The 22,315-nt window shown below is 70.2% G+C and carries 20 protein-coding genes, 5 tRNA genes and 1 pseudogene; 18 read left to right on the top strand and 8 right to left on the bottom strand.

Annotated elements, in window-relative coordinates:
* Positions 1–77: 77 nt before the first annotated feature.
* Together ACP4E5_RS15755 and ACP4E5_RS15750 are read right to left on the bottom strand one after the other, a co-directional pair.
* A complete protein-coding gene (locus ACP4E5_RS15755; protein WP_306318913.1) occupies positions 78–491 on the bottom strand; it encodes a roadblock/LC7 domain-containing protein in 414 nt (137 codons plus the stop codon).
* A 9-nt stretch (positions 492–500) separates the two neighbouring features.
* Positions 501–4,442 (bottom strand): sensor histidine kinase, encoded by a 3,942-nt coding sequence (locus tag ACP4E5_RS15750; RefSeq protein ID WP_425829114.1) that lies wholly within the window; start codon positions 4,440–4,442, stop codon positions 501–503.
* A 575-nt stretch (positions 4,443–5,017) separates the two neighbouring features.
* On the opposite strand from ACP4E5_RS15750, the gene ACP4E5_RS15745 reads away from it, so the two are divergent.
* From ACP4E5_RS15745 to ACP4E5_RS15705, 9 genes are all read left to right on the top strand, one after another.
* Positions 5,018–5,206: a hypothetical protein gene (locus tag ACP4E5_RS15745; protein ID WP_425829113.1), complete on the top strand. Its 189-nt coding sequence runs from the start codon at positions 5,018–5,020 to the stop codon at positions 5,204–5,206.
* 92 nt (positions 5,207–5,298) lie between these two features.
* On the top strand, positions 5,299–6,084 hold the full coding sequence (locus ACP4E5_RS15740; RefSeq protein WP_425829112.1) for a fumarylacetoacetate hydrolase family protein: 786 nt from the start codon (positions 5,299–5,301) through the stop codon (positions 6,082–6,084).
* Entirely contained in the window at positions 6,077–7,561 is a 1,485-nt protein-coding gene (gene gltX / locus ACP4E5_RS15735; protein ID WP_425829111.1) for a glutamate--tRNA ligase, read from the top strand. Before ACP4E5_RS15740 ends, gltX begins: the two co-directional genes overlap by 8 nt.
* Positions 7,562–7,963: 402 nt before the next feature.
* A complete protein-coding gene (locus ACP4E5_RS15730; protein ID WP_425829110.1) occupies positions 7,964–8,683 on the top strand; it encodes an HAD family hydrolase in 720 nt (239 codons plus the stop codon).
* 89 nt (positions 8,684–8,772) lie between these two features.
* Positions 8,773–8,844: transfer RNA gene (locus ACP4E5_RS15725), tRNA-Gln, on the top strand.
* 42 nt (positions 8,845–8,886) lie between these two features.
* Positions 8,887–8,959 (top strand) — tRNA-Glu (locus ACP4E5_RS15720).
* Positions 8,960–9,021: 62 nt separating this feature from the next.
* Positions 9,022–9,094, top strand: a tRNA-Glu gene (locus ACP4E5_RS15715).
* A 38-nt stretch (positions 9,095–9,132) separates the two neighbouring features.
* Positions 9,133–9,204 (top strand) — tRNA-Gln (locus ACP4E5_RS15710).
* 22 nt (positions 9,205–9,226) lie between these two features.
* Positions 9,227–9,299: transfer RNA gene (locus ACP4E5_RS15705), tRNA-Glu, on the top strand.
* Positions 9,300–9,478: 179 nt separating this feature from the next.
* Here ACP4E5_RS15705 and ndgR read toward each other — a convergent pair.
* A complete protein-coding gene (gene ndgR / locus ACP4E5_RS15700) occupies positions 9,479–10,195 on the bottom strand; it encodes an IclR family transcriptional regulator NdgR (protein WP_326015364.1) in 717 nt (238 codons plus the stop codon).
* A 190-nt stretch (positions 10,196–10,385) separates the two neighbouring features.
* Between ndgR and leuC the strand changes: the two genes are divergently transcribed.
* From leuC to ACP4E5_RS15680, 4 genes are all read left to right on the top strand, one after another.
* Positions 10,386–11,819 (top strand): 3-isopropylmalate dehydratase large subunit, encoded by a 1,434-nt coding sequence (leuC, locus tag ACP4E5_RS15695; RefSeq protein ID WP_425829109.1) that lies wholly within the window; start codon positions 10,386–10,388, stop codon positions 11,817–11,819.
* Between the two features lie 5 nt (positions 11,820–11,824).
* Complete coding sequence (leuD, locus tag ACP4E5_RS15690; protein WP_425829108.1) at positions 11,825–12,418, top strand: 3-isopropylmalate dehydratase small subunit; 594 nt, start codon at positions 11,825–11,827, stop codon at positions 12,416–12,418.
* A gap of 318 nt (positions 12,419–12,736) precedes the next feature.
* Entirely contained in the window at positions 12,737–12,976 is a 240-nt protein-coding gene (locus ACP4E5_RS15685; RefSeq protein ID WP_425829106.1) for an SCO5555 family protein, read from the top strand.
* A gap of 132 nt (positions 12,977–13,108) precedes the next feature.
* Positions 13,109–13,792 carry an HU family DNA-binding protein gene (locus tag ACP4E5_RS15680; RefSeq protein WP_425829104.1) on the top strand — a complete coding sequence of 228 codons (684 nt, stop codon included), beginning with the start codon at positions 13,109–13,111 and terminating at the stop codon, positions 13,790–13,792.
* A gap of 112 nt (positions 13,793–13,904) precedes the next feature.
* Here ACP4E5_RS15680 and ACP4E5_RS15675 read toward each other — a convergent pair whose 3' ends face one another.
* Both ACP4E5_RS15675 and cofC read right to left on the bottom strand, forming a co-directional pair.
* On the bottom strand, positions 13,905–14,117 hold the full coding sequence (locus ACP4E5_RS15675; RefSeq protein ID WP_425829102.1) for a hypothetical protein: 213 nt from the start codon (positions 14,115–14,117) through the stop codon (positions 13,905–13,907).
* A gap of 61 nt (positions 14,118–14,178) precedes the next feature.
* Positions 14,179–14,814, bottom strand: a complete 636-nt coding sequence (cofC, locus tag ACP4E5_RS15670; RefSeq protein WP_425829100.1) for a 2-phospho-L-lactate guanylyltransferase — start codon at positions 14,812–14,814, stop codon at positions 14,179–14,181.
* 123 nt (positions 14,815–14,937) lie between these two features.
* Here cofC and ACP4E5_RS15665 point away from each other — a divergent pair, with 123 nt between their 5' ends.
* From ACP4E5_RS15665 to ACP4E5_RS15655, 3 genes are all read left to right on the top strand, one after another.
* Positions 14,938–15,741 (top strand): lysophospholipid acyltransferase family protein, encoded by an 804-nt coding sequence (locus tag ACP4E5_RS15665; protein WP_425829098.1) that lies wholly within the window; start codon positions 14,938–14,940, stop codon positions 15,739–15,741.
* Complete coding sequence (locus ACP4E5_RS15660) at positions 15,738–16,748, top strand: NAD(P)H-dependent glycerol-3-phosphate dehydrogenase (protein WP_425829096.1); 1,011 nt, start codon at positions 15,738–15,740, stop codon at positions 16,746–16,748. The genes ACP4E5_RS15665 and ACP4E5_RS15660 overlap by 4 nt, the downstream gene beginning before the upstream one ends.
* Before the next feature lie 81 nt (positions 16,749–16,829).
* Complete coding sequence (locus tag ACP4E5_RS15655) at positions 16,830–18,002, top strand: D-alanine--D-alanine ligase family protein (RefSeq protein WP_425829094.1); 1,173 nt, start codon at positions 16,830–16,832, stop codon at positions 18,000–18,002.
* 23 nt (positions 18,003–18,025) lie between these two features.
* Here ACP4E5_RS15655 and ACP4E5_RS15650 read toward each other — a convergent pair whose 3' ends face one another.
* Positions 18,026–18,538, bottom strand: coding sequence for a DUF3515 domain-containing protein (locus tag ACP4E5_RS15650; RefSeq protein ID WP_425829092.1), 513 nt, complete (start codon positions 18,536–18,538; stop codon positions 18,026–18,028).
* 20 nt (positions 18,539–18,558) lie between these two features.
* A complete protein-coding gene (locus tag ACP4E5_RS15645; protein ID WP_016642988.1) occupies positions 18,559–18,792 on the bottom strand; it encodes an Lrp/AsnC family transcriptional regulator in 234 nt (77 codons plus the stop codon).
* Between the two features lie 242 nt (positions 18,793–19,034).
* On the opposite strand from ACP4E5_RS15645, the gene ACP4E5_RS15640 reads away from it, so the two are divergent.
* A complete protein-coding gene (locus ACP4E5_RS15640) occupies positions 19,035–20,012 on the top strand; it encodes a thiamine-phosphate kinase (protein ID WP_425829089.1) in 978 nt (325 codons plus the stop codon).
* A gap of 105 nt (positions 20,013–20,117) precedes the next feature.
* Here the strand turns inward: ACP4E5_RS15640 and rpmB are convergent, their stop codons facing one another.
* Positions 20,118–20,303 (bottom strand): 50S ribosomal protein L28, encoded by a 186-nt coding sequence (gene rpmB, locus ACP4E5_RS15635; protein ID WP_266714523.1) that lies wholly within the window; start codon positions 20,301–20,303, stop codon positions 20,118–20,120.
* Between the two features lie 295 nt (positions 20,304–20,598).
* Here rpmB and ACP4E5_RS15630 point away from each other — a divergent pair.
* A pseudogene (locus ACP4E5_RS15630) lies at positions 20,599–22,277 on the top strand (DAK2 domain-containing protein).
* The last annotated feature ends 38 nt before the right edge of the window (positions 22,278–22,315 follow it).

The raw sequence follows: 22,315 nt of genomic DNA, 5'->3' as shown, positions 1-22,315 counted from the left end.
TTGCGTGCGCTGACTGGATTCCTGGGCTGCCGATGAAGCAGACTGCGGGGGGCCGGGGTTACCGGCCGTAACGGACCTCAGTGCAGCAGGCTGCCCTGGAGCTCCGCGCGCAGGTCGGGGGTGAGCACGGAACCCGCCCGGTCGACCATCAGCGCCATCTCGTAGCCGACGAGGCCGATGTCGCAGTCGGGGTGCGCGAGCACGGCGAGCGACGAGCCGTCCGAGATGGACATGATGAAGAGAAAGCCGCGCTCCATCTCCACGACCGTCTGATTCACCGGGCCGCCCTCGAAGATCCGGGACGCGCCGGCCGTGAGCGAGGTGAGACCCGACGCCACGGCCGCCAACTGGTCCGCGCGATCGCGCGGGAACCCCTCGGACATCGCGAGCAGCAGCCCGTCCGCGGACACCACGACCGTGTGCGAGACACCCGGCGTGTTGTCCACGAAGTTCGTGATCAACCAGTTCAGGTTCTGTGCCGCCTGGCTCATCTGGCTCAACTAACGCTCCTGCTGGTGAGTGGGGCGGGGGTAGCTGCCGGTGTTGCCGGCCTGCCGCCCCTGCTGGATGCCCCGACGGAGATTGGTCAGCCGACCGCGCACCTCGTCGGGCGCGCGCGAGACCTGGGGACCGGTCTGAGTCTGCTGCTCCTGGGCGGTTCCCGCCACAAGGTTCGCCCTCGGCACACGGCGAGGCAGACCGGAGTGGGTGACGCCGCCCGCGGCGGGCTTGCGCACCCGCTCGGCCTGACGCATCAGGTCGTCGTTGGGGGACTGCCGCCAGTTGGCCTCGGCCGGGTCCGGGGACGCGGCGGGGCGCGAGGGGGCGGCCGAGGGAGCCTGTGCCTGCGGTCGCTGCGGGAGGCCCTGGTCGGGGCGCCCGCCCGGCGACTGCATGCTCTGGCTGCGGCCCTGGCCGTTCTGGTTCCGACCGTTCTGGCTCGGGTTCTGGTTCTGCCCCTGGTTCTGGTTCTGGCCGTTCTGGCCGTGGAACCAGTTCGTCTCCAGCGTGTCGTACAGCGGCGTACGGCCGTCACCGCCCGACGCGTCGCCCGGCGGCAGGAAGTCCTCCTGCGAGGGCTGCGCCGGGATGCTCGGGCCCTGACCGGCGTTGCGCTGAGGCGGCTTCGGGGGCGTGAACTCGAACTGACCGGTGGCCGAGCGGCCCTGCGGCGGCTGGCTGTACTGGCCGGTGTTCGCCGGGTCGCTCGGGGGACGGTTGTACTGGCCGCTGCCGGACGAGGGGTCCTGCGGGCGTTGGTGCCGACCGGTGGCCGACGGGTCGCCCTGCGGCGGCTGGCTGTACTGGCCGGTGTTGGCCGGGTCGCTCGGCGGGCGGTTGTACTGGCCGCTGCCGGACGAGTCCTGCGGCTGGCTGAACCGGCCGGTGGCGGACGGGTCGTCCTGGATGCGCGGGAACTGAGCGGTGCTCGACGGCTCCTGCGGGTTCTGGAACCGGCCCGTGGCCGACGGGTCGCCCTGCGCCTGGTTGAACTGGCCCGTGGCGGACGGGGCCTGCGGGCGCTGGTGCCGGCCGGTGGTCGGGCGGTCGCCCTGCGGCTGGTCGAACCGGCCGACGCCGGACGGGTCCTGGCGGCCGCCCGTGAGGCCGCCGTCCCGGAAGCCGTTCGCCGCGTCGGGGCCGCCGGCGTTGCCGTCACGCGGGCCGAAGACGTCCGAGCGGACGAACTGGCCGGAGTCCTGCGCCGGGCCGCGGCCACCCTGCTGGGGCGGGCCCTGGCGGTCGTCGCGGACGCGCGGGAAGGGGGCCGTGGAGTCCGGCTCGTCGTGACCGCGCGGAGCGTCCAGGTTCGGCTGCGCGTTCTCGTCGCCCCAACTGGGCGTACGGGGCTGCGGGTTGCCGCCCGGCAGCTCGGCGCGCGGGCCACCGCGCGGGGGCAGCACCGGGCGTCGGCCCTGCGGCTCGTTCGGGTCGCTGTGGGTGCGCTGCTGCGGCGGCACGGGACCGCCGGGAGCCTGCCCCTTGCCGAACGCGTCAGGAGCGGAAGGACCGGAGGAGGCCGAGGGGCCCACGGGGCCCGAAGGGCTGCCCGCACCGGCACCGGCCGACGCCTGCGGGCCACCGCCGCGCCCGGGCAGCGCCGCACGCGGCCCATTCGTACCGGCACCGACCTGCGGCCGCCCGCCGGGGGCACCGGAGCCGCCACCGAGGAGACCGGCCGGACCGCCCGCGTTGCCGGGCGCCTGGCCGCGCCGCGCGGCGGCGACGCCGGCCGCGGCCTGCGCGGCGGCCGGACCACCGGAACCACCGGGGCCGCCCTTGCCGGAAGGCTTCTTGCCGCCCTGCGCGACGTCCACGGGAAGCATGACCAGCGCGGTCGTACCACCGGAGTCGGAGGGGCGGAGCTGGATGCGGATGCCGTGGCGCTGCGAAAGGCGGCCGACCACGAACAGACCCATGCGGCGGGAGACGGAGACGTCCACGGTGGGCGGCGAGGCGAGCCGCTCGTTGATCGCGGCGAGGTCCTCGGGGGAGAGGCCGATGCCGGTGTCGTGGATCTCGATCAGTACGCGGCCGTCGGGCAGCGCGTGACCGGTGACCTTGACCTTGGTCTGCGGCGAGGAGAACGAGGTCGCGTTCTCGAGCAGCTCGGCGAGCAGGTGCACGAGGTCGTTGACGACGCGTCCGGCGACCTCGGTCGCGGGCACGGCGGCCAGCTCGATGCGCTCGTACTGCTCCACCTCGGACGCGGCGGCACGCAGCACGTCGACGAGCGGCACGGGCCGCGTCCAGCGGCGGCCGGGCTCCTCACCGGCGAGAACGAGCAGGTTCTCGCCGTTACGGCGCATGCGGGTCGCGAGGTGGTCGAGCTTGAACAGCGACGAGAGCTGGTCCGGGTCGGCCTCGCGGGACTCCAGCTCGGAGATGAGCGACAGCTGACGCTGGATGAGGCCCTGCGAACGGCGCGAGAGGTTGGTGAACATCGCGTTGACGTTGCCCCGGAGGAGGGCCTGCTCGGCGGCGAGACGCACGGCCTCGCGGTGCACGTCGTCGAAGGCCGCGGCGACCTTGCCGATCTCGTCGCGCGAGTGCACGCCGACCGACTCCACGGACGTGTCGATGTCCTGCGGGTCGGACTCGGACAGCTCGCGGACCAGCTCGGGCAGGCGGTCCTGGGCGACCTTGGTCGCGGTGTCCTGGAGCCGGCGCAGCGAGCGGATCATGGACCGGGCCACGACGAAGGCGCCGACGAGCGAGACGCCGAGCACGAGCAGGATCAGCGCACCGTTGATGATGGCCGAGCGCTCGGAGGCGTTGCGCAGCTCGCGGGCCTGCTGCTCCATCTGGTTGAGCAGCGTCAGCTCGATCTTGGACATTTCCTGGATGCGCGTGGTGTCCGCGTCGACCCAGTCCTTGTACGAGCGCTTGTCCTGCGACTTGATGCCGTCGGACTTCTGCAGCACACGGTTCGCGTAGGTGTCCGCGGCCTTGATCGTGGAGTTGTTCTCCTCGATCGGCTTCAGCAGCTCCTGCGCGGGCACCGCGCCGTAGACGGCCTTGAACGACTGGATCTGCGATTCCTGGTTCTCGGCTGCCGCGAGACCGTACTGCCGGTCGGTCTCCGAGAGCCTGCCGAACCGGGCGCTGTTCGGGGGCAGTCCGGCCGCGATGATGGCGCGCTGCTCGGAGGCGTACTCCTTGGCGGAGGAGAAGGCCGAGAGTGCGCGCGTGCGCTGGATCATCTCGGGGCTGCTGGTCGCCTGCGCCATGTCCGTGGACAGGGAGAGCAGTTCGTCGATGATGCGGGCGTAGGAGTCGACGGTCTGCGAGGAGTTCGACTTGTCCGCGTACGCCCCCTGCCGGATCTTGTTGAGGTTGATCAGCTCGTGGGCGATCTGCACCGCGTGCTCTCGCACACCGTTGAGGCTGCCGGTCTCGCCGTCGGCCTTGATGTCGGTGGTGCTCTGCAGGAACGTGTCCTGGGCGCGGTCGGTCTTCTCCCGCGTCGACTTGACGCTGAAGTCGCTCGCCGACGAGCCGTTCGACAGCGGGCCCGCCGCCTGGTCGCGCTCCTCCTGGAGCGCGGAGGCCAGCTCCGTGGCCTGCTTGGTCATCTCGGTCAGCAGCTTCATGTTGTCGAGCTGCTGGATGTCGTTCAGGGACTCGGCGATGCGCAGCGCGCCCAGCGAGGTCGCCGCGACCACGGGCAGCGCGAGCAGCGAGACGAGTCGCGTGGAGATGCGCCAGTTGCGCAGCGCCATCCGCGAACCGGGCCCCGAGGGGCCCTTGGGCCTCGCCGAAGGCGGCGTGGCCGAGCCCGGAGCGCCGCTCCGGCCGTCCGCCTCCGAGGTGTCGACGGACGCGGTGCGTCCCGGGTTCTGGGCGTGCGGGGGCCGGGTGCCGCCGGCTGTCGGACCGGTCCCGCCGCGCGGCTCCGGCTCCGCCGCAGCGCTGCCATCCCTGTTCTTACGTCCCTGCACTAGCGTCGCAACCTCTGGACCAGGCGCCCCGCCCGTATGCACGGACAAGACGGTGTCGGCGTCGTTCGGGGGGCGACCTGAAACGTCCCCCTGTGGTCGTGAGTGACCGGCGCTGGTTCCCCCTCTCCGCCGCTGCTCGGCGCTTGTGTTGCGCCCGTGCGCGCCGGTTCTGTACCTGCGGCGGTCCACGCGATTCCAGCACAGAGCAGGATCTCCAACAAGGCCCGAGGTGCCTGTCGCACCCTGTGTGACGCGACGTAAGAGGAGAGTCACGTGGCGTGCGATCCGACCTGCCCCAACCCGGTCATTGCGGGGCTTTCCGTGTACACCTGGGGGGTGTCCCGGCCGCCGTGATCGCGAGCGGAATAGTGGCTTCAGTCGGGTAATGTCCGTTTCCCGTGCGGGAGTTGGCGGCCCGATGTGCCCTATTTGCGAGGTGCCCCGTGAGCAAACTCACATGCGGGCGACCGCAACTTCCCGGCTTTCGGCGGGAATCAGATGTTTAGCCTGACGTTGAAAAGGGTTGGCCCAGCAGACTGCCCGACCAGACTACGGAGAAGGTTCCGAGCACAGTCATGACGAAGACGATGATGTTCCAGAACATTGCCAACCCGCGGCGCACGACGCTGGCGCACCTCGCGGACGCCGACGAGATCCAGGCCGCGCCGGCCGTCCCCGAGCACTCGGCGACGCTCCCCACGAACACGGCCAACCCGAAGCGCACGATCCTGATGAAGGCGCCGGAGACCGCCCCGGCGGCGTAACAACCGGTCCGACGGCGGCGGCCCCACCGCGTTAGCCTGGGTCGGTCACATCCCACCCGGGCCAACGCCAGAAAAAAGGGGCGCAGCAGACCGTGCGCATCGCCAGATTCTCCATCGACGGGAACGTCGCCTTCGGCGCGGTCGAGGGCGACAAGCCAGACGAGCTCGTCCTCGACATCATCAAGGGCATCCCGTTCGCGGACTGCGAACTCTCCGGTACCAAGGTCCCGGTCAGCAAGGTCCGGCTGCTGCCCCCCGTGCTCCCGAACAAGGTGATCGCCTTCGGCCGCAACTACGCGGAGCACGCGAAGGAGCTGGGCAACGAGGTACCGGACACCCCCTTCGCCTTCTTCAAGCCGTCGACGTCGGTGATCGGCCCGGACGCCGAGATCCAGTACCCCTCCTTCTCGCAGGAGCTGCACCACGAGGCGGAGCTCGCCGTCGTCATCGGCCGCATGTGCCGCGAGGTCCCGCGCGAGCGCGTCAAGGACGTCGTCTTCGGCTACACGGCCGCCAACGACGTCACCGCCCGCGACGTCCAGAAGCGCGAGAAGCAGTGGGCGCGTGCGAAGGGCTTCGACACGTCCTGCCCGCTGGGCCCCTGGGTCGAGACCGACCTCTCCCTGGAGCAGGCCTCCGACCTCACGATCCAGTGCACGGTCAACGGCCAGCAGCGCCAGCTCGGCCGCACGTCGCAGATGATCACGTCCATCGAGGACCTGGTCGTCAACATCTCCGAGGCCATGACGCTGCTCCCCGGCGACGTCATCCTCACGGGCACCCCGGAAGGGGTCGGCCCGCTCAGCGTCGGCGACGAGGTCGCCGTCAGCATCGAAGGCATCGGCACTCTCACCAACAAGGTTGTCAAGCGTGGCTAGCGCATCCTCCCCAGCAGTCCGTGTCCGTTTCTGCCCCTCGCCCACCGGTAACCCCCACGTGGGCCTGGTCCGCACCGCCCTGTTCAACTGGGCCTTCGCGCGCCACAACCAGGGCACTCTCGTCTTCCGCATCGAGGACACCGACGCGGCCCGCGACAGCGAGGAGTCGTACAACCAGCTCCTCGACTCGATGCGCTGGCTCGGCTTCGACTGGGACGAGGGCCCGGAGGTCGGCGGCCCGCACGCGCCGTACCGCCAGTCCGAGCGGATGGACATCTACAAGGACATCGCCGCCAAGCTCGTCGAGGCCGGCCGGGCGTACCCCTGCTACTGCTCCACCGAGGAGCTGGACGAGCGCCGCGAGGCGGCCCGCGCCGCCGGCAAGCCCTCCGGCTACGACGGCCACTGCCGTGACCTCACCGCCGAGCAGAATCAGGCCTACGAGGCCGAGGGCCGCAAGCCCATCACGCGCTTCCGCATGCCCGACGAGCGGATCACGTTCAACGACCTGGTCCGCGGCGAGATCAGCTACGAGCCGGAGAACGTCCCGGACTACGGCATCGTCCGGGCGAACGGCGCCCCGCTCTACACGCTCGTCAACCCGGTCGACGACGCGCTGATGGAGATCACCCACGTCCTGCGCGGCGAGGACCTGCTCTCCTCCACCCCGCGCCAGATCGCCCTCTACTGGGCGCTCAAGGACCTGGGGATCGCCAAGCTGGTGCCCGAGTTCGGCCACCTCCCGTACGTCATGGGCGAGGGCAACAAGAAGCTCAGCAAGCGCGACCCGCAGAGCTCCCTGAACCTCTACCGCGAGCGCGGCTTCCTCCCGGAGGGCCTGCTCAACTACCTCTCGCTCCTCGGCTGGTCCCTCTCCGCCGACCGCGACATCTTCTCCATCGACGAGATGGTCGCGGCCTTCGACGTCAAGGACGTCCAGCCGAACCCGGCCCGCTTCGACCTCAAGAAGTGCGAGTCGATCAACGGCGACCACATCCGCCTGCTCGACCCGAAGGACTTCGCGGAGCGCTGCGCCCCGTGGCTGAAGGCCCCCTTCGCGCCGTGGGCCCCGGAGGACTTCGACGAGGCGAAGTGGGCGGCGATCGCCCCCCACGCCCAGACCCGCCTCAAGGTCCTCTCCGAGATCACGGACAACGTGGACTTCCTCTTCCTCCCGGAGCCGGTCTTCGACGAGGCGAGCTGGACGAAGGCCATGAAGGAGGGCAGCGACGCCCTCCTCCGCACGGCCCGCGAGAAGCTGGACGCGGCCGACTGGAACTCGCCCGAGTCCCTCAAGGAGGCCGTCCTGGCCGCCGGCGAGGCCCACGGCCTCAAGCTCGGCAAGGCCCAGGCCCCGGTCCGGGTGGCCGTCACCGGCCGCACGATCGGCCTGCCCCTCTTCGAGTCCCTCGAGATCCTGGGCAAGGAGACGACCTTCGCCCGCATCGACGCGGCCCTGTCGAAGCTGACCGCGTAACCACGCGCGCGCAGCCCCCGAAAGACCCGGAAGCAAACCGCTTCCGGGTCTTCCGTGGTTACGGCCTCGGGGGTGCCCGCTCCGGTTACGGTCGTCGTATGTCTATCCGAGCCATCGTCTGGGACATCGACACTGCATTCTTCGGGGGATGACCCCCGAGCCCCCAGCCGGGGGCTGCGCGTGGGTCGGAGTCGTCGCGTGATCTCGCGGCCGGGCTCTCGGGGGTGCCGGCTGCGGTTACGGTCGTCTCATGTCTATCCGCGCCATCGTCTGGGACATCGACACTGCATTCTTCGGGGGATGACCCCCGAGCCCCCAGCCGGGGGCTGCGCGTGGGTCGGAGTCGTCGCGTGATCTCGCGGCCGGGCTCTCGGGGGTGCCGGCTCCGGTTACGGTCGTCGTATGTCTATCCGCGCCATCGTCTGGGACATCGACGACACACTCTTCGACTACGCGACCGCCGACACCGTGGGCATGCGGGAGCACCTCGCCGTGGAAGGGCTGCTCGACGGGTTCGGGAGCGTCGAGGAGGCGCTCGTGCGGTGGCGGGCCGTCACGCGGGAGAACTGGGCCCGGTTCGAGGCGGGGGAGGCCTCCTGGGAGGGGCAGCGCAGGGACCGCGTGCGCGGCTTCGTGGGGCGCGCGATGGAGGACGAGGAGGCCGACGGCTGGTTCGCCCGCTACCTCGGCCACTACGAGGCCGCGTGGAGCCTCTTCCCCGACACCGTCCCGGCCCTCGACACCCTCGCCGACGGCTACCGGCACGCGGTGCTGTCCAATTCCTCCCTGCACAACCAGGACCGCAAACTGCGCGCCCTCGGCGTACGCGACCGCTTCGAGGCCGTCCTGTGCGCCGCCGAACTCGGTGTCGCCAAGCCCGAAGCGGCCGCCTTCCACGCCGTCTGCGAGGAGCTCTCCCTGGAGCCGCACGAGATCGCGTACGTCGGCGACCAGCCGGACACGGACGCCCGCGGAGCCGTCGACGCGGGCCTGAGCGGAATCTGGCTCGACCGCGCGGAACTGGGCGGCAGGCCCGAACTCGTACGCATCACGGGGCTCGGGCAACTGCCTGCGCTGTTGGCCGGGGATACCCGTTTTGGAGCGCAGTCCACCTTCGGGTAATGTTCTTTCTGCGCCAAGGGGAGCGGGCCGAAAAGCCCGGGTCCCGGAAGCGCAAGCCAAGCAAGATCCCCCCGGGGGTTGCGTTTCGGTGGCCTATGGTGTAATTGGCAGCACGACGGTTTCTGGTTCCGTTAGTCTAGGTTCGAGTCCTGGTAGGCCAGCTCGCAGAGCTCATCTGCACTCGTGGACATGGCGTCCACAAAGCCCCCGTTGTGTAGCGGCCTAGCACGCCGCCCTCTCAAGGCGGTAGCGCCGGTTCGAATCCGGTCGGGGGTACAGATCCTTCCCGCGGGGACGGCCTGGGTAGCTCCCACCGACTCTGATGCAGGATCGCTAGGGCCCCCGTTGTGTAGCGGCCTAGCACGCCGCCCTCTCAAGGCGGTAGCGCCGGTTCGAATCCGGTCGGGGGTACGCACTGAGTTCGCAGGCTGCGAGGCCTTGAACTTCTGTGGTCTATGGTGTAATTGGCAACACTACGGTTTCTGGTACCGTCATTCTAGGTTCGAGTCCTGGTAGACCAGCTCGATCACGCAAGTGGTCAAGGCCCCCGTTGTGTAGCGGCCTAGCACGCCGCCCTCTCAAGGCGGTAGCGCCGGTTCGAATCCGGTCGGGGGTACTCGCGAACGATCAAGGCCCTTCCCGAAGTCGGGAAGGGCCCTTTTCGTGTGCGGTGCCATGCGCGGGCGTACGTACGGGAGTTGAAGCCAGGAGCGGACAACTCCGGCCGGTCGCTGCGGCGTTGGAGCGACCGGCCGGGAACGGGCGGGGAACGTAAGGGGAGTTGGGGCGGCCGGATCAACCGGTGCGGCGCAGGGCCTCGGAGAGGCGTCCCGCGGCGTCGATGACCGCCTGGGCGTGCATGCGGCCCGGGTGGCGCGTGAGGCGCTCGATCGGTCCGGAGACCGAGACCGCCGCCACGACGCGGTTCGAGGGGCCGCGGACGGGCGCGGAGACGGACGCGACGCCCGGCTCCCGCTCGCCGATCGACTGGGCCCAGCCGCGGCGCCTGACGCCCGACAGGGCCGTCGCCGTGAAGCGGGCGCCCTGGAGGCCGCGGTGCAGGCGCTCCGGCTCCTCCCAGGCCATCAGGATCTGCGCGGAGGAACCCGCCTTCATCGTGAGGGTGGAGCCCACCGGAACCGTGTCCCGCAGCCCGGAGAGCCGCTCCGCCGCGGCGACGCAGATGCGCATGTCGCCCTGGCGGCGGTAGAGCTGGGCGCTCTCGCCCGTGACGTCCCGCAGGTGTGTGAGCACCGGGCCCGCCGTCGCGAGGAGGCGGTCCTCGCCGGCCGCCGCCGAGAGCTCCGACAGGCGCGGGCCGAGAATGAAACGGCCCTGCATGTCGCGCGCCACCATGCGGTGGTGCTCCAGGGCCACCGCCAGGCGGTGGGCTGTGGGTCTTGCCAGTCCGGTGGCCGCGACAAGGCCTGCGAGGGTCGCGGGTCCGGACTCCAGGGCGCCCAGGACAAGGGCTGCCTTGTCCAGAACGCCGACGCCGCTACTGTTGTCCATGCGTCGATACTCCCGTCTCACTCTGTGAAACGCAAGTTCAATTTTCCGTGGAACTTGCCACCCTGTACGTCACACCGGCCCGTGGACCAAACGGGCCCGGCCGTTGACGTCCGGCACGAGGGGTACGGGCGACGGCGATCCGAAATCTCTAGTTGGGCCGGCGCACCTCAAGCCGGCCGGAGGGAAAGCGATGGGTAGGACACTCGCGGAGAAGGTCTGGGACGACCACGTCGTCCGGCGCGCCGAGGGCGAGCCCGACCTCCTCTTCATCGATCTGCACCTGCTGCACGAGGTGACCAGCCCGCAGGCCTTCGACGGCCTCCGCCAGGCGGGCCGTCAGGTGCGGCGCACCGACCTCACCATCGCCACCGAGGATCACAACACCCCGACCCTCGACATCGACAAGCCGATCGCCGACCCGGTCTCGCGCGTGCAGCTGGAGACGCTGCGCAAGAACGCGGCCGAGTTCGGGGTCCGGCTGCACTCGCTGGGCGACGTCGAGCAGGGCGTCGTGCACGTGGTCGGTCCGCAACTGGGTCTGACGCAGCCGGGCACCACCGTCGTCTGTGGCGACTCGCACACCTCGACGCACGGCGCCTTCGGCGGTCTGGCGTTCGGCATCGGCACCTCGCAGGTCGAGCACGTGCTGGCCACGCAGACGCTGCCGATGGCCCGCCCGAAGACGATGGCGATCACGGTCGAGGGCGAACTGCCCGAGGGTGTCACCGCAAAGGACCTGATCCTCGCCATCATCGCGAGGATCGGCACCGGTGGCGGCCAGGGCTACATCCTGGAGTACCGCGGCTCGGCCATCGAGAAGCTGTCGATGGAAGCGCGGATGACCATCTGCAACATGTCCATCGAGGCCGGTGCCCGCGCGGGCATGGTCGCCCCCGACGAGACCACCTTCGCGTACCTGGAGGGCCGTCCGCACGCCCCCAAGGGCGCCGAGTGGGACGCCGCGGTCGAGTACTGGAAGACGCTGAAGACGGACGACGACGCGGTCTTCGACGCCGAGGTCTTCATCAAGGCCGACGAGCTGTCCCCGTTCGTCACCTGGGGCACCAACCCCGGTCAGGGAGCGCCCCTTTCGGCGAACATCCCCGACCCGGCTTCGTACGAAGACGCTTCGGAGCGGTTCGCCGCCGAAAAGGCCCTGGAGTACATGGGGTTGGAGGCCGGGCAGGCGCTGCGCGACGTCAAGGTCGACACCGTCTTCGTAGGCTCGTGCACCAACGGCCGCATGGAGGACCTGCGCGCCGTCGCCGAGATCCTCAAGGGCCGCAAAATCGCCGACGGCGTACGGATGCTGGTCGTTCCCGGCTCCGCGCGCGTGGGCCTGCAGGCCGTCGACGAGGGCCTGGACAAGGTCTTCAAGGAGGCCGGCGCCGAATGGCGCTACGCGGGCTGCTCCATGTGCCTGGGCATGAACCCGGACCAACTCGCTCCCGGCGAGCGCTCCGCGTCCACCTCCAACCGCAACTTCGAGGGCCGGCAGGGCAAGGGCGGCCGTACGCACCTGGTGTCGCCCCAGGTCGCCGCGGCCACCGCCATCGTGGGTCACCTGGCCTCGCCCGCCGACCTGTCGGAATCGACGCACGCCCCCAAGCCTGCTGGAGTCTGAGAGTCATGGAAGCATTCACCACGCACACCGGCCGGGCCGTCCCGCTGCGCCGCAGCAACGTCGACACCGACCAGATCATCCCCGCCCACTGGCTCAAGAAGGTGACGCGGGACGGGTTCGAGGACGGGCTGTTCGAGGCCTGGCGCAAGGACTCCGAGTTCGTGCTCAACAAGCCCGAGCGCGAGGGCGCCACCGTCCTGGTGGCCGGTCCCGACTTCGGCACCGGCTCCTCCCGTGAGCACGCCGTCTGGGCCCTGCAGAACTACGGCTTCAAGACCGTCATCTCCTCCCGCTTCGCGGACATCTTCCGCGGCAACTCCCTCAAGAACGGTCTGCTGACCGTGGTCCTGGACCAGAAGGTCGTGGACCGGCTGATGGAGCTGGTGGAGAACGACCCGCAGGCCGAGATCACGGTCGACCTGCAGGAGCGCGAAGTTCGGGCCGAGGGCGTCACCGCGTCCTTCGAACTGGACGAGAACTCCCGCTGGCGGCTGCTCAACGGGCTCGACGACATCAGCATCACGCTGCGCAACGAAGAGGACATCGCCGCCTACGAGGCGAAGCGCCCGTCCTTCAAGCCGCAGACGGTCCAGGTCTGAACCGACCCGGTTCCTACGGCTCGCTAACGGATCCGTAGCCCGGCAAGGCTTATTCAGGCCACATCCGCAGGGCCCCGTACCCCCAATCGTGCATCGGTTGGGGGTACTTCCGTGTCGGGCTCCCGACCCCCTTCCGGGGCCCGCGGGCGGGGGTGCCGAGGTGCCTCAACTCCCTTGAATACCAAGGGTGTTCCCGGGGTACGCGTGCGTTGGCGACGCTTCGGGAGAGCGTGTCGTGCGAGGCCTCAGAAGGGCCTTCTGGGGCGGGAGTTGCACCCTGCGGAGGCGACAACTCGCCCCAGATGGCACAATCTGTGCATGGAACACGACGGCCAACTCCAGCTGTACGCGGCGGTCGCGGACCAACTCAAGGAAGCGCACGCCAGAGTGCGCACACTGCAAGTCCCGGAGGGCGTACGGATGGCGCTGACCCGGAAGCTGTTGGCCGTCACGGCCGCGGCCAAACACGATCTCGCCGGTGCGGCAAGACGTCTGGAGCGATTCATGACGGACCTCGACGACTTCGAAGAGGGCTCCATCACTGAAGAGGAACTCTGAGACTGTCCAGTTCGTTGCGGCACAAGGGTGATTAGCCCGTTTCGCGTTTGATTTGCGGTATATATCTGCCTAACGTGCGAAAAAGCCGGTGCGAAAGAGATTCGTTCCGGCAATGTCTCCGAAGGGGAAGACGTGAACAAGGCGCAGCTCGTAGAAGCCATTGCCGACAAGGTCGGTGGTCGTCAGCAGGCCGCTGACGCCGTCGACGCCGTACTTGACGCCATCGTGCGTTCCGTGGTCAGCGGTGACCGTGTCTCGGTCACGGGCTTCGGCTCGTTCGAGAAGGTCGACCGCCCGGCCCGCTACGCCCGCAACCCGCAGACCGGGGAGCGTGTCCGGGTCAAGAAGACGTCGGTGCCGCGCTTCCGTGCGGGCCAGGGCTTCAAGGACCTCGTCGCGGGTTCGAAGAAGCTCCCGAAGAACGACGTCGCGGTCAAGAAGGCGCCCAAGGGCAGCCTGAGCGGCGGCGCTTCGGCGACGGTCAAGAAGGCGGCGGCCAAGAAGGCCACGACCGCCAAGAAGGCCACGGCGAAGAAGACCACGGCCAAGAAGGCGGCCCCGGCCAAGAAGGCCGCCACCGCCAAGAAGGCCACGGCGAAGAAGACCACGGCCAAGAAGGCGGCCCCGGCCAAGAAGGCCGCCACCGCCAAGAAGGCCACGGCGAAGAAGACGACCGCCAAGAAGGCGGCCCCGGCCAAGAAGGCGACCGCCAAGAAGACGGCGCCCGCCACGAAGGCCACGGCCAAGAAGGCGCCCGCCAAGAAGTCGACGGCGCGCAAGACCACCGCCAAGAAGGCCACCGCCCGCAAGAAGTAAGTCGCTTCTCGGGCGTACGCCACAAGGTTGCTCACGCGTCGGGCCGGGCTCCCTCCGGGGAGACCGGCCCGCGGTGTGTCCAGGGGGCCTCAGCCGGGCCCTACGGGGGTTTTCAGAAGGTCTGCAGGGTTACGAGCGTGATCTGCAGTGCGTCGGCCGCGCCCTCGGTGTCCTGCACCTCGATGCGCACCCGCTGACCGGGGCGCAGCAGCCGCAGGCCGCCCGCGTCGAAGGCGGCGGCATCGAAGGGGACGGGCGTGCCGTCGTCCAGAAGGACGCTGCCGGCACGGGTTTCGGAGTCGTACGTGTAAGCGGTGGCCTGCATACGGGCAGCGTACTCAGTGCTTCGTTCCCTACGGGATTCAGTCCGTGACTCCGTACGGGATTCAGTCCGGGATCAGGAGCCCCGCCGCGGCCTTCGCGGTGTGCGGGCCCACGCCGAGGGCGAGCGCCGCTCGCAGGTCGTCGCCGGTGTCGACGTCCTGGCGTACGGAGTGGACGCCTTCGAGGGGGAGTTCCGCGGCTCCGGACGCCGTGTGGCGGGCGCGCGAGGCCCCGCCGAATGCGGGCAGCAATTCCGTGCCGGGGGCCGCGGACAAGAACGTTGTGCCGATTCCGGCGGCATCGGGCAGAAATGCGCGCGGAAATGCGGCGGCCGTCGCGAGAACGCGAGCCAATTCGGACGGGCGCAGCGCCGGCAGATCGGCGTTCAGGGCCGCCACGGCGGCGGCCGGGTGTCCGGAGCGCACGAACGCCTCTCCGTGCGCGAGAGCGGCGTTGAGGCCCGCCTGCGGGCTGTCCGGGACCACGTGGGCGCCCAGGGCCGCCAGTTCGCGCTCCGCGCGGGAATCGTCCGTGACGACCACCACATCCCGCACCGCCGCACAGGCCACCACGGCGGCCACGGTGTCCTGGGCGAACGCCAGGGCGAGGCTTGGGCGCAGGGCGTCTCCCGCCGTCGGGGCCAGCCTGCTCTTGGCCCGCACCAGCGGTTTCAGCGGTATCACCAGGGTCCACTGCACGCGCCCATTGTGACCTGTGCATGAGGTGCGGCTGTCCGCGCGGGCGTACGGTGTTCTCGACAGACCGGTGGGCCGGGGCGACACTTGCGCAGCCCCCGGGCTCCCCTAGAGGAAGGTGTCCGAGTGTCCCGCCGCAGAATCGGCTTCTGGTACCGCTTCGCCGCGGTCCTCTGCAAACCACCGCTGGTGGTTCTGTTCAAGCGGGACTGGCGTGGAATGGAGAACATTCCGGCCGACGGAGGCTTTATCACCGCGGTCAACCACAATTCGCATCTGGATCCGTTCCTCTACGCCCACTTTCAGTACAACACGGGGCGGGTCCCGCGTTTCCTCGCGAAGCACGGCCTCTTCAGGAAGGGGTTCGTGGGCGCCGCGATGCGTGGCACCGGGCAGATTCCCGTCTATCGCGAGTCCACGAACGCGCTGAGCGCCTTCCGCGCCGCGATCGACGCCGTGGAGCGCGGTGAGTGCGTGGCCTTCTATCCGGAAGGAACGCTCACTCGCGATCCCCAACTGTGGCCGATGACCGGTAAGACCGGTGTCGCGCGCGTGGCGCTGCAGACGAAGTGCCCGGTGATTCCGGTCGGCCAGTGGGGCGCCACCGAAGCACTCGCGCCGTATTCCAAGAAGCCGGACTTCTTCCCGCGCAAGACGCACCACGTGCTCGCCGGTGCCCCGGTCGACCTGTCCGCGTACTACGACAGGGAGATCACGCCCGACCTCCTGAAGGAGGTGACCGAGGTCATCATGACCGCGATCACCGCCGAGGTGGAGGAGCTGCGCGGCGAGAAGGCCCCGCAGAAGCGTTACGACCCGCGTGAAGCGCGCATCGAGCAGCGCCGCAAGGCGCAGGCGCGCAACGCCAAGTCGCAGGCGGAGACCGAAAGTTCGGCAGTGAGCGGCACGACCGAGGAGAGCAGCAAGTGACCCGACCCGTGAAGGCCGCCGTCTTCGGCACCGGCTCCTGGGGCACCGCCTTCGCGATGGTGCTCGCGGACGCGGGCTGCGACGTCACCCTCTGGGCCCGCCGCGCCGAACTCGCCGAGGCCGTCAACTCCACGCGTACGAACCCGGATTACCTGCCCGGCGTGGAACTCCCGGAGAACGTGCGGGCGACCGCCGACCCGGCCGAGGCCGCGGCGGACGCCGACTTCACGGTGCTCGCCGTCCCCTCGCAGACGCTGCGCCGGAACCTGGGGGAGTGGGCGCCGCTGCTCGCCCGCGACACCGTCCTCGTCTCGCTCATGAAGGGCGTCGAGCTCGGCTCGGCGATGCGTATGAGCGAGGTCATCGAGGACGTCACGAAGGTCGGCGAGGACCGCGTCGCGATCGTCACCGGGCCCAACCTCGCGCGCGAGATCGCAGCCCGGCAGCCCGCCGCCGCGGTCGTCGCCTGCCGCGACGAGTCCGTGGCCCAGCGGCTCCAAGTCGCCAGCCACACCCCGTACTTCAGGCCGTACACCAACACCGACGTGATCGGCTGCGAGCTCGGCGGCGCCGTCAAGAACGTCATCGGGCTCGCCGTCGGCATCGCGGACGGCATGGGGCTCGGCGACAACACGAAGGGCTCGCTGATCACGCGCGGGCTCGCGGAGACGACCCGGCTCGGGCTCGCGATGGGCGCCGACCCGCTGACGTTCTCCGGACTCGCGGGCCTCGGCGACCTGGTGGCCACCTGCTCCTCGCCGCTGTCGCGCAACCACACCTTCGGCACGAACCTCGGCAAGGGCATGACCCTGCAGGAGACCATCGCGGTCACCAAGCAGACCGCCGAGGGCGTCAAGTCCTGTGAGTCGGTGCTCGATCTGGCGCGTCGCCACGGTGTCGACATGCCGATCACGGAGACGGTCGTCGCGATCGTCCACGAGGGCAAGTCCCCGGTCGTCGCGGTGAAGGAGCTCATGTCGCGCTCCGCGAAGCCGGAACGACGCTGAGCGACGGCGGGAGTTTGACGACAGGCCCCAGGCTCTGCGGGCGCTGACTCTCGTACTACCAGCAGGTACGCTCAACGCGATATGAGCAGCGAGAACCTCCCCCAGAGCCCTGCGTCCGCTCCTTCATCGGCGAGCGGCAGCAAGCCGCGTGTGGCCGTCGTCTTCGGTGGTCGCAGCTCCGAACACGGCGTCTCCGTCGTCACGGCGGGCGCCGTGCTGCGCGCCATCGACCGCTCCAAGTACGACGTGCTGCCGGTCGGCATCACGCGCGAGGGGCGTTGGGCGCTGACGGCGGACGATCCCGAGCGGATGGCCATCACCGACCGCCAGGTGCCGGACGTCGCCGATCTCGCCGAGTCGCCCGAGGGCGGCGTGGTGCTCCCGGTCGACCCGAGTTCCCGTGAAGTCGTCTACAACGAGCCGGGATCCGTCCCCAAGGCCCTCGGCGAGGTCGACGTCGTCTTCCCCGTGCTGCACGGCCCGTACGGCGAGGACGGCACCATCCAGGGCCTTCTGGACCTCTCCGGGACCCCGTACGTCGGCTGCGGTGTGCTCTCCTCGGCCGTCGGCCAGGACAAGGAGTACATGAAGCGCATCTTCACGTCCTTCGGGCTGAAGGTGGGGCCCTATCTCGTCGTGCGTCCGCGCGAGTGGGAGCAGGACCAGGAAGGCGCCCGCCGCCGCGTCGCCGACTTCGTCGGGGACCACGGCTGGCCGCTGTTCATCAAGCCCGCGCGCGCGGGTTCGTCGATCGGCATCACGAAGGTCGACTCCTTCGACGGGCTCGACGAGGCGATCGAGACCGCCCGCGAGCACGACCCGAAGGTGATCATCGAGGCCGGCATCGTCGGGCGCGAGATCGAGTGCGGGGTCCTGGAGTTCGAGGACGGGCCGCGCGCCTCCGTGCCCGCCGAGATCCCCCCGGCCGACTCCCACGCCTTCTACGACTTCGAGGCGAAGTACATCGACTCCGCGGCCGGCATCGTGCCCGCGTCGCTGAGCGAGGAGCAGACCGCCGAGGTCCGCAGGCTCGCCGTCGACGCCTTCGAGGCCATGTCCTGCGAGGGGCTCGTGCGGGCGGACTTCTTCCTCGACGAGGACGGGGAGTTCGTCATCAACGAGATCAACACCCTGCCGGGCTTCACGCCGATCTCCATGTACCCGCGGATGTGGCAGGAGAGCGGGGTCGGCTACCCGGAGCTGGTGGACCGGCTCATCCAGGCGGCGCTGCGGCGGTCGACCGGACTGCGGTAGACCGCGCTTCCATGTCGGGTGTTCTAGTCGGCGATCCCCTTGGGGATCGCCTTCTTGATGGGTCCCGCCAGGTCGACCAGGGAGCCCGCCCCGTTCTTGGCGACCTCGTCCTTGGGGATCGTCACCTCCACGTAGGCGAGGCGGCCGCCCGTCGTCATGCGCTGCGCGCCGCCCGGGAGTTCGTCCGCCACCCAGCCGACGCCGTCGATCGTCGCCGTATTGCTGCTCGCCTTCAACGCAGCGTCGGGCCACGGCACGCCGCAGCGCAGTATGATCGCGGGGCTTCCCCATGCCGCGGTGAGCTCCGAGCCCGGTTCGGGATCGTTGCGCTCGAGTCCGTCGACCTTCTCCGGCAGGACCTCGTCCAGGTTCCGGCACAGCTTGGCGGCCTTCGCGTCCGGAGTGGGAACCGCCGCCTTGGGTGCCTCGTCCGTCGAAGCGCAGCCCGCGGTGGCGATCAGCAAGGAGAGCGAGGGCACCGCGATGGACAGGCGGCTCAGCCGGCCGTGCCGGATCCGGTGACGATATGACTTCACCGGCACAGCGTAGACGGGGGCTACAGGTGGACGACCGGGCAGGTCAGAGTGCGCGTGATGCCGTCCACTTGCTGGACCTTGGCGACCACCATGCGGCCCAGTTCGTCGACCGTGTCGGCCTGCGCGCGCACGATCACGTCGTAGGGGCCGGTGACGTCCTCGGCCTGGATCACTCCTGGAATCTTCCCGATCAGCTCGGCGACGGTCGACGCCTTGCCTACTTCGGTCTGGATCAGGATGTACGCCTGTACCACGGAACCTCCAGGGCGGCCACGAGGATCATCACGAGGATCATGTGGGGAGAAGGGACGCCACGTTATCGCGTCACCGCTCGCCGCGGGGAGACCCGGTGGCGGCTGTGGCGCCCGACGGACGTGGAAGGCAGGCCCGTGACAAGAACCGTACCCATGACAGAGTCGGCCCGCGACCGCAAGCGGGCCGGGGCATACGGCCCTGGCGGGCGGCAGCGAACCGGGGCAGAAAGGGCAGCACGCGCATGAAGGGCACCGTCGGCGAGTTGGGGGAGTTCGGTCTCATCCGAGAGCTCACCTCTCGGCTCACCACCACCCCGGCCGTACGCATCGGTCCCGGCGACGACGCCGCCGTGATCGCGGCACCGGACCGCAGGGTCGTCGCCAGCACGGACGTCCTGCTGGAGAACCGGCACTTCAGGCGGGACTGGTCCACCGCATACGACGTAGGACGCAAGGCCGCCGCGCAGAACCTCGCCGACATCGCGGCCATGGGCGCCGTGCCCACCGCGCTGCTCCTCGGCCTCGTGGTCCCCGCCGAGCTGCCCGCGTCCTGGCCGTCCGAGCTGATGGACGGGCTGCGTGACGAGTGTCAGGTGGCCGGCGCCGCCGTCGTCGGCGGCGATGTCGTGCGCGGCGACACGATCACCGTGGCGATCACCGCGCTCGGCGACATGCAGGGCCACGAGCCGGTGACCCGCTCCGGCGCACGGCCCGGCGACGTCGTGGCCGTGACCGGCTGGCTCGGCTGGTCCGCCGCCGGATACGCGGTGCTCTCGCGCGGCTTCCGCTCGCCCCGCGCCTTCGTGGAGGCGCACCGGCGCCCCGAACCGCCGTACCACGCGGGTCCCGCCGCGGCCGGACTCGGCGCCACCGCCATGTGTGACGTGAGCGACGGGCTGATCGCCGATCTGGGCCACATCGCCGAGTCGAGCAAGGTCCGCATCGACATCAAGTCGGGGCAGGTGGATGTGCCCTCGCAGATGAAGGACATCGGCCAGGCCGTCGGCGTCGACCCGCTGCAGTGGGTGCTGACCGGGGGAGAGGACCACGCGATCGTGGCCACCTTCCCGCCGGACGTGAAGCTGCCCGCCCGCTGGAAGGTGATCGGCGAGGTGCTCGGCCCCTCGGCGCTGTCCCAGGTGACCGTGGACGGGGCGCCCTGGGCGAACCAGGGTGGCTGGGATCACTTCGGGGACGGGTATCCCGGAGAGATCGAGTAGGCGAGGCCCGGGCGTGCAGGGGACGTGCGGGCATACGAAAGAGCCGGTCCCCGAGGGGACCGGCTCTTTCAAGCAACCAGCTAGGTGGCCGCGCTAGGCGTAACGTCAGCGCGAGACCTTGCCGGCCTTGATGCACGAGGTGCAGGCGTTGAGGCGCTTCGGCGTCCCACTGATCACGGCACGCACACGCTGGATGTTCGGGTTCCAGCGACGGGGCGTACGGCGGTGCGAGTGGGAGATGCTGTTGCCGAAGCCCGGCCCCTTGCCACAGACGTCGCAGTTGGCAGCCACGGGTCACTCCAAAGACTTCAGATGCTCTTACGGTTGATCCCGGCATGCCGGGATCAGGATCGGAGGATCTGAGTGGCGGTGCCAGGGGATGGCCCAATGAATATTGGGCAACCCGAGCAGCATACAACGGCTGCGTCGGTAGAACGAAACTACCATGGCTGGTCGGACGGCCCGCCCGCGCTCAGGACCAGGTCGGACCAGGTCGGACCACGCTTTCGGGCCCGGCCCTCTTTCCGGACTCTCACCTTCCGCGGTCTACTCTGCGGTGCCAGTCCAGCTGCTCTAGGAGGCGCAGGTGCCGCAGGTGCTCGACGTGATCGCGGTGCGCGCCTGGTGCTCACTCGCCCTGGAGGCGCTCGGCCGCGACCGCGCGGAGATAGACGCGATCAACGTGTATCCGGTCGCCGACGGGGACACCGGCACCAACCTCTATCTGACCGTCGAGTCCGCGCATCAGGCGGTCGAGGCGGTCTTCGCCGGTCTGGAGGCGGGGCCCGAACCGGCCGCTCCCGCGCTCCCCGAAGTGATGCGCGCCATGGCGCACGGCGCCCTCATAGGCGCCCGGGGCAACTCCGGGACGATCCTCGCGCAGCTCCTGCGGGGCATGGCGCAGGTCCTCACCGAGGGCGGGACAGGTGAGGGAGATCACGCGGCGGGGGCCGACGCCGACGCCCTTCGGCTTGCGCTGGGCCGGGCCGCCGAGTCCGCGCGCGAGGCCGTCGCCCACCCCGTGGAGGGCACCGTCCTGACCGTGGCGACGGCGGCCGCGGAGGCCGCCTCCGGGGTCGACGGGGACTGCCGGGACGTCGTCCGTGCCGCCTACGAAGGCGCGTGCGCGGCCCTGGACGCGACGCCGGGGCAGCTCGCGGCCCTGGGCAGCGCCGGGGTCGTGGACGCGGGCGGTCGGGGGCTCGTGGTCGTCCTGGGGGCGCTGAGTGAGGCGGTCTCGGGGGAGGCGGCGCCGGTGCGCCGGGGTGGAGGCGCCGTCCACGCGCGCGTGGACGCCGTACCCGATGGCGTGCTGCTCGAATGTCCCGAGGACGAAGGCGCCGCGGGCCCAGCCTTCGAGGTCATCTACCTGCTCGAAGCGGACGACGGGGCGGTGGCCCGGCTGCGGAGCCGGCTCGACGCCCTCGGGGACTCGCTGGTCGTCGTCGGCGGGGACGGCCTGTGGAACGTCCACGTACACGTCGACGACGCGGGCGCGGCCGTGGAGGCGGGCGTCGAGGCCGGGCGTCCGTACCGCATCCGCATCACCCACTTCGGGCTCGGCGACGTGCACGCGACGCATGCTTCCGCGCCGCGTGAGCGGGCGGAGAGGGCCGTTGTCGCGGTCGTGCCGGGCGACGGGCTCGCAGGGCTCTACCGGGAGGCGGGCGCCACGACCGTGCCGGACCGGCCCGGGGACCGCCCGCCAGCGGGGAGCTCGTCGACGCGATACGGCGGGCCCACGCGCGCGAGGTGGTGCTGTTGCCGAACGACGCCGAGCTGCGGCACACCGCCGCGGCGGCGGCCGAGCAGGCCCGTTCCGAGGGCATCCGGATCGCGCTCATCCCGACCCGCTCGGCGGTCCAGGGCATCGCAGCGCTCGCCGTCCACGAGCCCGACCGGCGCTTCGACGAGGACGTCGTGGCGATGACCTCGGCCGCGGGGGCGACCCGGTACGGCGAACTGGCCGTCGCCGAGCGGCAGTCGTGGACCATGGCGGGCATCTGTCAGGCCGGCGATGTCCTCGGCCTCATCGACGGCGACGTGGCGGTCATCGGCGGCGAGGTCCCGGCGACGGCCCGCACGGTCCTCGACCGGATGCTGGCGGCGGGCGGCGAACTCGTCACGCTCGTCCTCGGTGAGGAGGTCTCCGACGAGGTCGCCGCCGGGCTCGAACAGCACGTCCGCCGGTCCCACTTGGCCGTGGACACGGTCGTGTACCGCGGCGGGCGGCAGTCGGCGCTGATGCTGATCGGCGTCGAGTAGCGCGAGCGCGGCACCCCCGGAATCACATACGCAAGCCT

Source organism: Streptomyces fractus, assembly GCF_049844455.1.
GTDB classification, from domain to species: Bacteria; Actinomycetota; Actinomycetes; order Streptomycetales; family Streptomycetaceae; genus Streptomyces; species Streptomyces fractus.
The sequence above is the reverse complement of the archived record's forward strand: the minus strand, read 5'-3'. Positions and strand labels throughout refer to the sequence as shown.

Coding starts and splice junctions, on each gene's coding strand:
- ACP4E5_RS15755 (WP_306318913.1), bottom strand. CDS start 491: ATGAGCCAGGCGGCACAGAACCTGAACTGGTTGATCACGAACTTCGTG.
- ACP4E5_RS15745 (WP_425829113.1), top strand. CDS start 5,018: ATGACGAAGACGATGATGTTCCAGAACATTGCCAACCCGCGGCGCACG.
- ACP4E5_RS15730 (WP_425829110.1), top strand. CDS start 7,964: ATGTCTATCCGCGCCATCGTCTGGGACATCGACGACACACTCTTCGAC.
- leuD (WP_425829108.1), top strand. CDS start 11,825: ATGGAAGCATTCACCACGCACACCGGCCGGGCCGTCCCGCTGCGCCGC.
- leuC (WP_425829109.1), top strand. CDS start 10,386: ATGGGTAGGACACTCGCGGAGAAGGTCTGGGACGACCACGTCGTCCGG.
- ACP4E5_RS15640 (WP_425829089.1), top strand. CDS start 19,035: ATGAAGGGCACCGTCGGCGAGTTGGGGGAGTTCGGTCTCATCCGAGAG.
- ACP4E5_RS15655 (WP_425829094.1), top strand. CDS start 16,830: ATGAGCAGCGAGAACCTCCCCCAGAGCCCTGCGTCCGCTCCTTCATCG.
- ACP4E5_RS15675 (WP_425829102.1), bottom strand. CDS start 14,117: ATGCAGGCCACCGCTTACACGTACGACTCCGAAACCCGTGCCGGCAGC.
- ndgR (WP_326015364.1), bottom strand. CDS start 10,195: ATGGACAACAGTAGCGGCGTCGGCGTTCTGGACAAGGCAGCCCTTGTC.
- ACP4E5_RS15685 (WP_425829106.1), top strand. CDS start 12,737: ATGGAACACGACGGCCAACTCCAGCTGTACGCGGCGGTCGCGGACCAA.